Below are 14,079 nucleotides of genomic sequence, written 5' to 3' on the forward strand. Positions count from 1 at the left end.
CTTAGATCCAGTATTCCTGGGGTTTTGGAGCTATAGCTTACATTATTTCTCAAATTCTTCACTACTTGACCGTTATTTTTTAAACCATGCGAAGGTTGAACAACCGCCAACTTTTGACAAAACGTGAAACTCATATTTCTTCTATTTTCATTTAGTCTCAATCAATCTCTATATTTTTTTAATATTGGTAACCAACCAATATATATTCGACAGCCACAAACTCTAATATAGGTATAACGATGATAACCTAAAATCATGGGTTTAACCACCAAATTCCAGAATTCACCTACAGAATTTTTCTTCTTTTTTATCCCTTTATAAGGTGTAAGCCGCAAGTATTTATCAAATTCACACACAAACGGATGTATACATAATCTCTCCCAAGGTTTGGGGCGTGAAGCAAAGTGAATTATTGTAGGGTCGATCACATTCGTTTGTTCTTCTTTTTGATATATCTTCAAAACTCTATCCTGTGATAATTGAAAATTTTTCATAAAAAAATAGTTCATAGTATTCCAAGTGTATGACAACATCTTAGTTTTCTTTCCACATACGACATTCAATACATCTTGATCGTGATTAACGATACTCTCACTATTATTCCTTAGAAATTCAATACTTTTTTCATAAATATGCTCCTCTCGCCATTTCTTAAGGTTAATCAGTAGAACCCCCGCATTAAAATAGCCTTGTTCAACCGGTATATGAAGACGCTTGAAAGCACCATTATTCACAGATAGTTTATCATTGTGATAAACTGCTCCCAGCAGATAATCTTCAATGTCAGTATCATATAACTCAGCTATACTATGACGTACTATAATATCACAATCTAAGTAAATTAACTTTTCTACGGATAAAGGAAGAAGTAACGGTATAAAAAGTCGAAAATAAGTGGCCAGACTTATATGGGATAAGCCTGGAGATGACGGCATAGGAAAATCTCCAAACAATCTAGAGTCTACATATATAATCTGAAGAGAACTACCCATATCCTCAGTCATATTTTTAAGTTTTACCGCATTGTCATTGCTAAGATTATCCGTTAACAAATAAAAACAGGTTCCTATATTATGATCTGCAACAGAAGCTATTGTTGTAGCACAATAAGGTGCAAAATTATTATCACAAGCTAATACAATATCCATGAGTTTTCTTTTCCAAATTTGAATTATAAACATATCTCATAAACAACCCCAACCAAGGAAATAGCACTTCCCATGAGTGGGCAGGTTGTGAGGTCATTACAAATAATATTTCAGCAAAAAGCAATGCTATAGCGATAGAACGATGAATATTCAAATTCCGATAAAAATACAAAGCAACTCTAGCCATAAAAGAAATTACAAGTGTAATATAAATAACTCCATAATCTATCAATAAATAAAATGGATAACCTTCTGCTCCTGCCAACAACGAATTATAACGATTATAAAAAAGTCCATCTTCATTAATTAGGTTCATCGTATAATATATACCATGCCCCACCAAAGGAGCTTCCGCAAAATACATTAAGGCCGTCGCCATTTGATAGTTCCTAAGTTCTACAGAACTACCTCCTGTATTTTCACCACCTGTCAACAAAATATCAAGTACACCTTCAACATATGATTGGACAATTGGTATATCTCTCAAAAAATATATAAATACAACCAGAAAAGGCAATCCCAAACACAAAGACTTTAACATTTGCTTTTTATTAATGAGGAATCCATACACAATTAATGAAAGGAGCAATACAACAAAAGGAGCTCGTGTTCCACAAAAGAATATATTCATCAGTAACAAACCTGTGCCTATCAGTTTTACATAATTTTTTCTCTCAAAATGAAAAAGCAATAATATAAGAGTTACATTAATCAAGCCAAAAATATTAGGAGAAAACTGTGTACCTGTACTTCTAAATCCCCTTTCAGATAAAGCTCTCTCAGAACTCCATAATATTTCACCCGATGCTGAATGAGCAAGAGTAACAAAATTCTCTGTCATAAAATAACTCATATAACCAACAAGTACTACGACAAGAAGAATAATATATATATATTTTTTTATATTCTTCCAGATATTCACATTGGATGGAAGAGATGCAAAACCCAAAAAGAAAAGAAAATAGGTTGACAAGAAATCCTGAATTGCCCAATTTACACCTTTAATGCCTGACCATCCCGTAAAAAGAGGTTGAATAAGCAGAAATACAAACATTAGAAGCAACTCTATTTTAAGAGGAAATCTATTTATAACTGAAGAAAATGTATGATCTTTTAACAGTCTTGCTATAAAAGCAAAAATAAGTACTAATCTTGATCCAGCATAAGACATACGAAAAAGTTCCGCGTTCGGATGTATCAAGTACATACCAAGCATAAACCACATAAAGCAATGCAGATAATTTTTGCTATTATATATCTTATAAACACATAGCAATATTAGTGCAATAGAAAGAACCTTAATTATAAGCATAGAATATCATCTATAAACTTTTTCGAACTTTTTATACAGTTTCCCATTTTCAGATTAATTTTTGTCCAATCTATTTCCATTTCAAAAGATGTAGCATTCAACCGCTCTTGAAGAGCAACTAAATTCAACACATCGGAAATTCGTGAAGAAGTTACATTTTTGATGAACACATAAAAAGGAACATTAAATTTTAATGAAAAAGCCGTCGCATGAAATGAATTCGTTACAACATACCTCGCTGCTTTAATGTACCTCACAAATTCTATAGGCCCCGCATTTTCTACAATTTTATCTGCATATTTAATTTTATTACTATCTTCTATGGATAGAATAGACAAATTATGTTTCCGTGCTAATTCTTGTGCACAACTTTTAATAGACTCATCAACTTGCCCTAGATTGTATACTAAAATGTAAGCCGGAACACGTGAATTTCTATCTTGGATTAATATGTCCCAATCCTTTGGAGATAGTAGAAAAACGGGATCAACAACATGTTGGCCTTCTAATATCCCTATATTGGATAATAGCCTTAATCCAGTAGTTTCTCTTACCGATATGGCCGAGAAGCTCTTTAGCCACTCTTTCATTCTTTTTACATCTTGCTCTTCTAAAGTTGATACCCCAAAACTCGCAGCATACGCCACTCTTTTGGTTTCCAAACTACCAAACTGCAAAAAATAAGAAGGATCTCTTCCGTTATTAAATAAAGGATTCCACACTTGATCACTTCCAACAATAAAAACATCAGCCACCCATTGTACATCCTTCAAATCCTTATATTCTACATAATGATCCGTAAGATGCAAATAAGCATGCTTAAACCTGTCAAAAGCCTGCTTCCGCCCTTTCTGCCGTACAATTTTACATAATTGTGGCAAATATTTCCTTATAGCATAAACAATTCTAAAGAATGCATTATCCTTATATTTGTACAAAGGAGACATTTTAGGAATTGACATATATCTATTAAAGTTCGAACTATAAGCTTTATCCATATATGCTGGCAAATAGTCTATAATTTCAACATCGTGTCCCTTTTGTTTCAAATAGGTTTGCAAAGCATACGCTTGCAATGATGCTCCATAATTATAAACGTCATGACATGTTATAATCTTAATATTCATATACTGTTATTTTAAAGTTGGCGCGGTGCATTCAGTTTATTAGAACGCGAACTTGAAAATCTATTAAAAAGATTCACTATTGATTGTTTAGGGTTACCCATCCTTCGAGTCAACTTTTTCAGTTTATTATACAACAACTGTATAGCATACACATCATCGATTGTTGAACTTTCTTTTTTAAGTTCTTTCATCAATATTTTTGTTATCAACGTTCTCTTAGAAGCCTTTTTTATCTGCAATTCCGCTACAACATCAAAAGGTTTTTGTTCTATATGCAAATTAGCCTTTTTGATCCATTCATTTCCTTTTGCAGTAAATGCAATAACAGCACTCACTCCATCCTCATCTTTCTTATAACATGTACCCCAAGCGTCACCGATACGAATATCAGCGGAAGAATGGTCGTATTTATATTTACAATGATCATAACAAGCCTTTCCCAAACAGCCATCACCTAAGAAAAGAGCGTAAAATTTATCACCTTGTGACAATCTAGAATTTACAAATGTTTTTCTGTCCTTTATTAATGAATTATATGGATCACGCCAATTCACCTTTTCGCCATGCTCTTCACCATCTATTCCTATAGCCCAAGAATCATGCCAACCCCACCACTTGTTACGCCAAGAAGCATAAATAACTTTACCTACTACTTTTTCCACATCTTTGATATACTTTTGCCATACAAACATAGAAGGAACACCGTGGCAAAAGAAGTCCATCAGTACAAAATTATCCTCTACTTTAAATCTGCGAATGTATCTTCTGAAAGAACCAATTTGGCAGGGGGTCCCCGTTACCAAATATTTTTCCTTCCGATTAATCCCCTTAAAGCCGTCAACAGTATAACTTTGGATATACTTACTCCCTATGCTTTGGATGAGTTCCTCAAGAGTGGTAGCAATGTAATGCTCTGCACGTGCAACTTCCGCATTATATCGCACTCCGCACACTTTATACCCTTCAGATAACATCACGCGCCCTAATTCAAATCCAGCACCTCCACTGCTACACTTTCGTCGAACCGCATGATCATTACTCCATGCGGCATAACTGTGAATCTCTAAATTTTGAAGACTAATTTCTTCATGTGAATAAGCACACACGTCAAAGCATAAACCACAATCTGTACATTTATTCACATCACTTATCCTAGGCTCATAAAAACCGTTATCGTTTAGCTCTATGCTGATAATATTCTTTGTACAAGAGATAGCACAAACGCCGCAACCATAGCAATTATGTATTTTTGATATGTTCATTGGATATATTTGTCTAAAAACAGACGAGACTTCTCCTGCTCACATTGAAAGATTTTAGAAATTATTTCTTTGCTGGGGATATTTGATGATAACTGCTGATAACTCTCCTCTAAAGATGAACTAAGCAAATGATCACTTAACTCAAAAGTATCTAATAAGTCGGTAATACGTGCCCCCCTCTTATTGGTAGGAGCAATATATGAATAAAAATTGTGAGAACTTAACAAAATAGAAAATACTGTTCCATGAAAAGAATCTGTCAATACTAAATCAGCGTTAGCTATAAGTCCGAGCCATTCGCAAGGACCAGCATCCTTTATCAGAACATAACTTCCTTCTACATTTTTTTTTTGGTCCACAACCACTAACTTTTTTCCACTTTCATGTGCCATACGAATAGCGAACTTAAGCAAGTAAACATCATGCATCAATGGAAAAAGTAAAATGTAAGGCTCTCTATTAGCTGGAACAATTGCCATTTTTTTCCAAAAGTCTCTATCCAACAAAAATGTAGGATCAGAAACCTGAAATACATTCTTCCCTATCAATATTTCATTGAGCATTTTTTGAGCTTGTTTCTCTCTTACAGAAATCGCATTATAGCTCGGCAACCATCTTTTAAAGTCATTCTTCTCTCTATTGGTCAATGAAGAAATCCCGATGCTTGACGCATAAGATATTTTCACAGCATCATTAGGAGCAAAAGTCAAGAAAAAAGGCTCTAAGCAGAATCGCTGAGTTGGATTCCATAATTGATCACTACCTGTTATATAAACATCATACACAGGGGGATCTGCATATATAGCGTCCACACTTTTATATGGTTTTGACATCTTAATTGCAGAATTAAAAACTTTAAATTTCATAAGAGCATCATCATAATACCCCATTGTAAATGCCTTTTTTTTCCCATAAACAATTGTATACAGTAACTTCTTTACCATTATTTTTAGTTGGTTGGCACCACTTTTCTTCTGTAATCGATAGGGTAGATACTTCTTACTTTGAATATAATCAGCATGGGCATTAGGTCTATAAAGATCAATAATTTCCACTTTAGCACCTTGTTGACGAATGTATTCATATAAAGCAAAAGCCTGCAAACTAGCTCCATAATTCGGAGAATTATGAATAGTAATAATACCTATTTTCTTCATCTTTCGATTTTATATATGGATTACTTTTAATAGTTTACGAACAATCCGTTTAGGATAAGATATCATTTTTTTTATTTTTTCATCATGAATATATTGATTTTGAGCCTTCTGAATTGCAATCTCAAAATTTCCTCTAAAGACTTGTATATCCCTCTCGAAATATAGTCTATATTTACTTTTGGTGGAAGGACGGCGTAGTTGTTCATCACCTTGAACAGGCTCATCAACAGGCCTTTCCTCTGCCTTTATTTTTCCAGTAGCTATGAGTGATTCGATAAAGGTTTTGCCTCTATCGGTATTAATTAAAACACTTGATACTTTTTGAGCACTGAAAGTACATGGCGCCATCGTTCCCAATCCTTTATAATCACTCAATGTAACATCTGAAATTCGTTCACTTTTGGCAAACTTACAGTAATAGCAATTTTCTCTATAACTCACCATCCGATGATAACCGAATTGATAAGTATCACCATCCTTTGTCCGCTGCGCATAAAAACGTTTATTATCGGCATTATATAAAGTGAAAGTGAAAGTATAAGTATATAGAGACGGATCACGAAATGACATTCGTTTCGCCACTTCACCATATTTCTTTTCCAACATAGCAATATGTTGCTTTAGGTAGCTGTACGGTGTAGTTCCATGACATACAACATCTATCAACAAAAGATTCTCATTGTCTTTAAAAAGCTTCCGTATAGCAGCTATTTGACAGGGTAAGCCTATAATTACCGCCTTTTTTGCTTCTTTCAGAAGAATACGAAGTTTTGGATAAAGCTCTATTGCACTGCTAAATACGTATTTCGAATTTTTAAAGAGTCCCACATCTTCCATAGAATCTGTCAACTGCATCGATACATAAAAATCATTATTAATGACCGCCCCAGCTGCAAGATAACCGTTCGCAATGGCCATCTTGTATATTTCAGAAGCAATACCTCCAGAGGCACTGGTAGCTCGTTCATTCTCATTACTACTCCATGCTGCATAAGCAGTTAAAGATTTTCGAGAATCCACATTCTCAATTATAGGACAAACTTTTTGGCAACGTTCACATTGTACGCAATTAGACATTTCCAATTCCGGATAAACAATGCCTACTTCATTCTCTTTCATCACAATACAGTTCTTACCACAGACAAAAGCACATGCGCCACATCCCGTACATAGATTTTTAGGGGCGAGTTGAATCATCTTTTTATTTTTTTCTTTACTATAGTCAACAATTGAGACCGTTCAGTAGCATTTAATCCGATGAACCAGATAGTTAAGCCACTTGAGAATAAGGACACGATAGATACCAAGCAAAAAGATAAGAAAGTAGTACCTAATCTAGAAGCTAATAATACTGGAATAATTGCACCCAACAGAGAACAAAGAGTACAACGTCCAAAAACGTCTTTCATATAATCGATAACCGGAAAATCCAAAAGTCTGTTTACAATCCATAATCGAAGAAAAAGACTAATGATAGAAATAACCAGTGATATATAAAACACGGAAACTGCAGAATATCCTAATTCAAGGGCTACATAAGAAATAGGTATATTAAACATTACCAATGTACCAACTACAGATTGATAGAGCTTGATATTTCCAGTTGCGTGCGCCGTGGTCATTAACGGAGTAGCCATTGCGTCCACCGCTGTAATCAAAATAATGAGACGCATAAAAGGTATCACATATTCAGGTATTTGTCCCAACCACAATTTAATAACAAAAGGAGCTTCCACTATAAGTGGCAGCGAAATAAACATGATCAAGAAAAATGAAAATTTTGAGCTACGAAAGACAAGTTTCGTCATATTCTCTATATCGTCTTGTGCATAATACTTTGTAATTTGTGGGCGTACTGCCGTATAAAAATTTGTAAAGAACTGGCTGACAGCAGAATTGATTTGAAAAGCGATGCCCCGTGCCGCATTCACAGAAGGATTAAAAAACAGATTAAGCAAGATATTCAAACCCTGCCCTTTGACTAAACTAGCAATAGAGCCAAACATATTCCATCCTGAATAAGACAATAACTGATTAAATAATTCTTTCTCCCAATAAAACGTATATCTAGCCTCTTCGAATGATCGTACCGAATAAATGAAATAAGTTAGAGTAACCATAAACGATGCTATCAAGAGAAAAAGTCCATAATAAAACAGTCGGTCATCCGCAAGAAACTGGATTAATAGGGCTACAGTCAGCTTCAATATAGCTTCATAAACGCTCACATAAGCATAAATTTTCATTCGTTCGTGAGCTACAATCATTGCATTATAAGGGTTATATAAAAGGGTTATGACAGCTGAAATAATTGAAAACTGATAAACCCAATTTGCTGCTTCCATTTTTTCGGAAGGAATCACCAAATATGTGTTAAGAAACCAAAGACCAATGGTTTCAGCTAAAAGGAGTAATATGATTGCAAATAATATGTATATACTCATAGACATACTAAATACTTGCTTCAGCCGTATCTTATCATTTTTCCCTAATTCAAAAGTGAGAAAACGTTGAGTAGAAACAGACATTGCTCCATTAAGAATCCCCATCATAGCTACCACACCACCAACCACATTATAAATACCAAAATCTTCAACACCCAATGCTGCCAAAACAACTCTACTTGTATAGAGTGTAATCGCCATCATGAAAAACATACGAAAATACAGAAGAAGTGTATTCTTGGCTATACGTTTGTTATTAATTGAGGTATCTGACATAAATTTAAAGATGCGCACATATAAAATCACTAACTTTATTCACAACTCTTGATATAGGAATGAGAAGAACAAATGTGATGGCAAGCACTATGATTACATTCATCTGTACAGTATAAGGTGATATACTTTTAACTAATTTCATAAGCATCAAATGGATAACATACAACTCTAATGAATACTTACCAAACCATACTAAGACCGATTTAATCTTTAAAAAGTATTTTTTAGTTGAAATTAACTCACAAATAATGCACACAAGCGGAATAGAAAGAAGCACCCTAATCATAGCAAAATAATCGTATAAGAAAAAATCATAAAATACCCCCATGAAAATAATGCTACATAGACACAGAATAAGAAAATATTTTAAAGTAGGAACTCTAACTCCTAGCTTTGAAAAGCTACCAATTAAAACGCCAATGATAAAAGAAGGAAATTGCGTAAATGCCGGTTTCACCCCAGAATAGTAGTTTGGCATTGCTATTTTTATATAATATCACACACATTGCCACTCAAGTCACAGATTTCTTTTGCAAAGTCATACCATGAACATACACCTTCCTTACTGAAATAGTAAATACCCTCTTTATAGAATTGATTCTCCTCAATCACTTGATAGATAACATATGGTTGTCATTAACCATTCTACGGATAGCATTACGACTGGTTATATCCAGCTCTGCCACATCGGTAAAAATATAATGGTTGGAGCTGACTGATGAAACACGGCGCATCTCATTACCAAGCTGACCGTTAGCTCCTGTCACTAGAATATTCATTGAACCTAATACAGATTTTCGTTATAATCAAATAACCAGCTAGCTTCTTCCAGACATTCGTGATGTTTGTCTTTCTCGGAAAGAATTATTTTATCAGCAGGAACCTTCCAGTCAATTTTCAATGCAGGATCATCCCAAGCCAGGGCACCTTCACATTGGGGAGCATAGAAGTTGTCACATTTATACTGAAAAATAACCTCTTCCGTCAGGACAACAAAGCCATGGGCAAATCCGCGCGGAATAAAGAACTGACGGTGATTTTCTTCAGTCAATTCCACTGATACATGCTCTCCAAATGTTGGTGAATCTTTACGGATATCGACAGCCACATCAAGGACAGAGCCTTTAATGACACGTACCAGTTTACTCTGCGCATAAGGTGGCTTCTGAAAATGAAGACCACGCAAAACACCATAGCTGGATTTACTTTCATTATCCTGGACAAAATCTACCTTACGGACCTTTTCTGCAAATTCACGTTGAGAGAAAGATTCGAAAAAGTAACCACGGTCATCTTTAAAAAGGCGGGGCTCAATAATTACAACGCCTTCTATAGTAGTTTTGATTATTTCCACTGTGATTAGTGTTAGTTATTAAATTACCGGAAAGAAATATGATATTATTCCAGTCCCAGTTCATTTATTACTTTTAAAAGGTACTGACCATATTGGTTCTTTAACATGGGTTTTGCCAGTTCACGCATTTTATCAGCTGTTATCCAGCCATGACGTAGGGCAATACCTTCAAGACAGGCTACTTTCAATCCCTGACGTTTTTCAATCACTTCAATAAAAGTGCTGGCTTCGGAAAGGGAATCGTGTGTGCCGGTATCAAGCCAGGCAAAACCACGGCCTAATAGTTGAACTTTTAATTGGTGGTTATCAAGAAACTCCTGATTGACAGTCGTGATTTCTAGTTCCCCACGAGAAGAAGGCTTTATATGTTTAGCTACATCTACCACTTTATTGGGATAGAAATAGAGTCCTACTACAGCATAATTGGATTTTGGGTTTGCAGGTTTCTCTTCAATGCTCAAAACATTTCCATCCTTGTCAAAGTCAGCAACTCCATAACGTTCGGGATCAGCAACCCAATAACCGAATACAGTTGCTTTCTGCTCCTCCTCGACTGTACGAACAGCTTCCTGTAACATACGGGTAAAACTTTGACCATAGAAAATATTATCACCTAATACCAGGCAGACGGAATCATTGCCGATGAAGTCTTCACCGATAATAAAGGCTTGTGCCAGACCGTCCGGAGAGGGTTGTTCTGCATATTCAAACCGTACTCCATAGTCGGAGCCATCACCTAAAAGACGCTTGAAGCCCGGAAGATCATAAGGAGTGGAAATAATCAGGATCTCACGAATTCCAGCCAACATAAGGACTGAAATCGGATAATAAATCATAGGCTTGTCAAAGACAGGAAGCAACTGCTTACTCACTCCTTTGGTGATAGGATACAGACGAGTGCCTGAACCACCAGCTAAAACTATTCCTTTCATAAAAGCTTATTTCAATTTCAAAATAAGTAAACTGTTTTGAGATGGACACAAAGTAGCTTTTATTCTGTGCCTATTTAAATGATTCCACATATCCCACCGGCATATCTGCACAAGCACACCCCAGCATATTCAACCGAACAGCAATTTTGCTTCTACCATCTATCGTAACAAGTTCTCCTACAAGACCAGTCAAAGGACCTTTAATAACACGTACTTTTTCACCACGTGCCAAAGGAGCACTATTCATACAGATTGCCTCTTCGGAATAGTCAAGCATAAAACGGAAACGAGCCATTTGTTCATCAGGAATGATAGTCGGACTGCTCTCACCACGCATTACCATATACCGACTAACGGTAGAAAAGGAAAGAACCTCTTTACGTTCTTTAGGATCAGCATGTACAAAAACCATCATAGGAAGCAATACGGATTCAACCACTTTACGGCGGTCGCTCCATTGATGTACTTCTTGCTGGACTGGTACAAAATTTTCAATCCCCATTTTGTCTAAACGTTCGGCTACTTTCTTCTCATGATGCATACGAACCAGAGCAACATACCAGCGTTTAGAGTGTGCTACGCCTTCCCCTGTCCCAATATTAGGCCCAGCACTTAAAGTTTCTTTCGTTAGAATCATACTTTTTTACCCCTTATGTTTCCGTTACTTCTTAGGTAACGGATAAGGTACTCATTCACAGAAAAACAGATGAAAGCAGAAAAACATGGACAGGAGCTGCCTACAAAGATGTTTTTCTAACCTACGCGAAGGGAAAAGCATCTTTGGAAACAGAGTACAAGAATTTCAGGCATGATCAAACAGAATCATCATGTCCTGATATATTTTTGTTGCATATTTCAACAAATCAGAAAAAAAAGAAGATTTTACTTGTTTACTATTTGTATTTTTGCATATCTTTGCACCGAATAATTATCCGTTACCTAAGAAGTAACAGACACATTTCGCCCTTGATTTCTAATACTTTATCGTTAGTTTTCAACCTAAACGATAGTTCTTAATGTAAGATAAATTCCCTTTATTTACCTCTGTGCGTTCTCTTAGCTCAAAACCCTTCAAATAGATTTGCGTGGTTTTTATAGATTTATGTCCCAATGATTCACTAATCATTTCAATTGGCACTCCACGATACTTGGCTGTAGTCGCCCATGAATGACGAAGTGTGTAAGAAGAAACGGGAGATTTCAACCGCAGAGCTCTTGCCAACTCCTTCAAACTATTATTAAAATTCCGAAGAGCAGACTGATATTCACGGTATGCCCTTTCATCTCTCCGTTTTTTGTTACTGCAAAGTATATCAAACAGATAGTCCGGACAATCGGGAATGGGTTCCTGATTACTCCGGAGTTGATTAATCATTCCTCTGGCAGTATCAAGCACTTCGACGCTCATAGGAGTTTTCGTCTTGATTCGATTATAGCGCAACACACTCTGATCTAAAGCTGATTTTTCCAAATGTGCTAAATCAGCAAATGACATTCCACAAAACTGGAACATCAGGGCGGCAATAATTTGTGTGCGACGTAAACGCTCTGATTTGGGATCTTCATACAGGAGTTTGTGTAATTCACCGGCAGGCAAAGCTTTCTTTTGCCGGACATCCACACCTGTATAGACATCATGAAATAATCGGGGAACATAAGGAGCACTTCCCGATTCCACTCCCCGATTGTAAATACTACGAAGCATACGCATATACGTAGAAATCGTATTAGGCTTCAAACCACAATCATAAAGATACTGACCATAACGTCGTAAACGTTCTTTGGTGACTTGTCTGAACGATATATTCAACGTACCACAAAACTTACCGAAAGAATAAAGGGCGTTCTTATAAACGTGCGCCGTAGAATAACGCCCTTCCTTTCGTAAACGATTGATGTAGTTCTCACCACATCGACTAAATCCATTTTTATTCATCATTTGCATCACTAGTTATTTTATATATATACTATTTGGCAAGCGACAAAAGAACAAATCTTTTTGCACGTTCAATTTCACTTTCCAGATATTATTTTTAGAATTAACACATATTTAACCAACATTAAAATTAGTAAATTATGAAAAGTAAAAATGCTAAAAAAGGTAGTAAAAACGACAAGGTAAAAAGAAATGTTCAAACAATGAAAAAAGCCCCCGGAAGACAGTCAAAGGAAGAAATCATCACTGAAGAAGAGCTGGAAAACAGAATAGCAATCACTGGAGATATTCGCCTTTATCTCACCACGCATCTGAAAATCTTTATCGATGGATATTTCCACCATCCTAAGAAAAAAAAGCTGATAAATCTGGCCCAATATATCCATAACCAAAAAGTATTGTACATTCACAAACACAATGGATATAAACTAATGGAACTTAGCAGCATACATGCTGAATTGGGGGCATTGAGAAAGTCTGTCGAAGAAGAGTATATGAGAGAAAAAAAGGAAAAAAGAGAACAAGCTGAAAAGGTCAAAAGCAAGTACTAAGAAAAAATAATGGGACAGTTGAAATATAAGGCTTACCTTCGCCGCCGTTTTCAACCGGTCGAAAACTAACTGATTTTCCCTTAAAAAAATAGTGACGGTATGTTGTTGTCATAGCGTCACTATCCTTTCATTATAGTGACGCTATGACAACAACATACCGTCACTATCTATAAGGGAAGATTTACGCTTAAACAGAAATTTATTTTTCAACAAAAAAAAGAAATAAAATGAGACGAAAAATCAGAAAGGCAAGTTGGAAGCTTGCAAATTAGTATGGAAAAAACGTATTACTGCCGAAAAGGGGATTTCGGATAAATGTGCAGAGAGAATTGTACAGGAGTGCATTAAACTAATAGAACACATGTTGTATGGAAATGCAATGATAGCTTTTCATAAGCAGGATGGTACGTTCTGCCTGGAAAGAGGAACACTGGTAGGATATGAAAAATTCTTTCATAGAGAATTTAATATCACAGCACAACAAGAGTCTATTATCTATTGGAGTGAAGAACAAAAAGGATGGAGAAGATTCATGATCGGAAACCTGATGGAATGGAAAGCTATTGTATAGTTTTTAATA

14 protein-coding genes and 1 pseudogene are annotated in these 14,079 nt (G+C 35.7%); 2 read left to right on the forward strand and 13 right to left on the reverse strand.

Going from position 1 to position 14,079, the window contains the following annotated elements; all coding sequences use genetic code 11:
• Positions 1-161 precede the first annotated feature (161 nt).
• The 13 genes and pseudogenes from DW862_RS12595 to DW862_RS12660 all read right to left on the reverse strand — a co-directional run bounded on the left by DW862_RS12595 (position 162) and on the right by DW862_RS12660 (position 12,957).
• Entirely contained in the window at positions 162-1,148 is a 987-nt protein-coding gene (locus DW862_RS12595) for a glycosyltransferase family 8 protein (protein ID WP_165861532.1), read from the reverse strand.
• Positions 1,126-2,460, reverse strand: coding sequence for an O-antigen ligase family protein (locus DW862_RS12600; RefSeq protein WP_120068599.1), 1,335 nt, complete (start codon positions 2,458-2,460; stop codon positions 1,126-1,128). The genes DW862_RS12595 and DW862_RS12600 overlap by 23 nt, the downstream gene beginning before the upstream one ends.
• Positions 2,451-3,587, reverse strand: coding sequence for a polysaccharide pyruvyl transferase family protein (locus tag DW862_RS12605; RefSeq protein ID WP_120068603.1), 1,137 nt, complete (start codon positions 3,585-3,587; stop codon positions 2,451-2,453). The genes DW862_RS12600 and DW862_RS12605 overlap by 10 nt, the downstream gene beginning before the upstream one ends.
• 11 nt (positions 3,588-3,598) lie before the next feature.
• Positions 3,599-4,849 carry a Coenzyme F420 hydrogenase/dehydrogenase, beta subunit C-terminal domain gene (locus tag DW862_RS12610; protein WP_120068606.1) on the reverse strand — a complete coding sequence of 417 codons (1,251 nt, stop codon included), beginning with the start codon at positions 4,847-4,849 and terminating at the stop codon, positions 3,599-3,601.
• Entirely contained in the window at positions 4,846-6,006 is a 1,161-nt protein-coding gene (locus DW862_RS12615) for a polysaccharide pyruvyl transferase family protein (protein WP_120068609.1), read from the reverse strand. Before DW862_RS12615 ends, DW862_RS12610 begins: the two co-directional genes overlap by 4 nt.
• 9 nt (positions 6,007-6,015) lie before the next feature.
• Positions 6,016-7,203, reverse strand: a complete 1,188-nt coding sequence (locus DW862_RS12620; RefSeq protein ID WP_120068612.1) for a Coenzyme F420 hydrogenase/dehydrogenase, beta subunit C-terminal domain — start codon at positions 7,201-7,203, stop codon at positions 6,016-6,018.
• Positions 7,200-8,726: a lipopolysaccharide biosynthesis protein gene (locus DW862_RS12625; RefSeq protein WP_120068616.1), complete on the reverse strand. Its 1,527-nt coding sequence runs from the start codon at positions 8,724-8,726 to the stop codon at positions 7,200-7,202. Before DW862_RS12625 ends, DW862_RS12620 begins: the two co-directional genes overlap by 4 nt.
• Before the next feature lie 4 nt (positions 8,727-8,730).
• Complete coding sequence (locus DW862_RS12630; RefSeq protein ID WP_120068620.1) at positions 8,731-9,204, reverse strand: acyltransferase family protein; 474 nt, start codon at positions 9,202-9,204, stop codon at positions 8,731-8,733.
• A gap of 14 nt (positions 9,205-9,218) precedes the next feature.
• Positions 9,219-9,505, reverse strand: a pseudogene (locus tag DW862_RS26355) (sugar nucleotide-binding protein); the annotation flags it as partial.
• Between the two features lie 5 nt (positions 9,506-9,510).
• The gene (rfbC, locus tag DW862_RS12645) at positions 9,511-10,080 is read right to left on the reverse strand and encodes a dTDP-4-dehydrorhamnose 3,5-epimerase (RefSeq protein WP_087321143.1); all 570 of its coding nucleotides are present in this window, start codon (positions 10,078-10,080) and stop codon (positions 9,511-9,513) included.
• Positions 10,081-10,124: 44 nt separating this feature from the next.
• Entirely contained in the window at positions 10,125-11,012 is an 888-nt protein-coding gene (gene rfbA / locus DW862_RS12650) for a glucose-1-phosphate thymidylyltransferase RfbA (protein ID WP_087321147.1), read from the reverse strand.
• A gap of 70 nt (positions 11,013-11,082) precedes the next feature.
• Complete coding sequence (locus DW862_RS12655) at positions 11,083-11,649, reverse strand: UpxY family transcription antiterminator (protein WP_087321150.1); 567 nt, start codon at positions 11,647-11,649, stop codon at positions 11,083-11,085.
• 357 nt (positions 11,650-12,006) lie between these two features.
• Positions 12,007-12,957: a tyrosine-type DNA invertase cluster 3b gene (locus DW862_RS12660; protein WP_087321152.1), complete on the reverse strand. Its 951-nt coding sequence runs from the start codon at positions 12,955-12,957 to the stop codon at positions 12,007-12,009.
• A gap of 131 nt (positions 12,958-13,088) precedes the next feature.
• Here DW862_RS12660 and DW862_RS12665 point away from each other — a divergent pair, with 131 nt between their 5' ends.
• Together DW862_RS12665 and DW862_RS12670 are read left to right on the forward strand one after the other, a co-directional pair.
• The gene (locus DW862_RS12665) at positions 13,089-13,499 is read left to right on the forward strand and encodes a DUF4119 family protein (protein WP_087321154.1); all 411 of its coding nucleotides are present in this window, start codon (positions 13,089-13,091) and stop codon (positions 13,497-13,499) included.
• 253 nt (positions 13,500-13,752) lie between these two features.
• Positions 13,753-14,070 carry an SH3 beta-barrel fold-containing protein gene (locus tag DW862_RS12670; RefSeq protein WP_120068626.1) on the forward strand — a complete coding sequence of 106 codons (318 nt, stop codon included), beginning with the start codon at positions 13,753-13,755 and terminating at the stop codon, positions 14,068-14,070.
• Positions 14,071-14,079: the final 9 nt, after the last annotated feature.

Source organism: Bacteroides sp. AM37-9 (assembly GCF_003603455.1).
GTDB lineage: Bacteria > Bacteroidota > Bacteroidia > Bacteroidales > Bacteroidaceae > Bacteroides > Bacteroides xylanisolvens.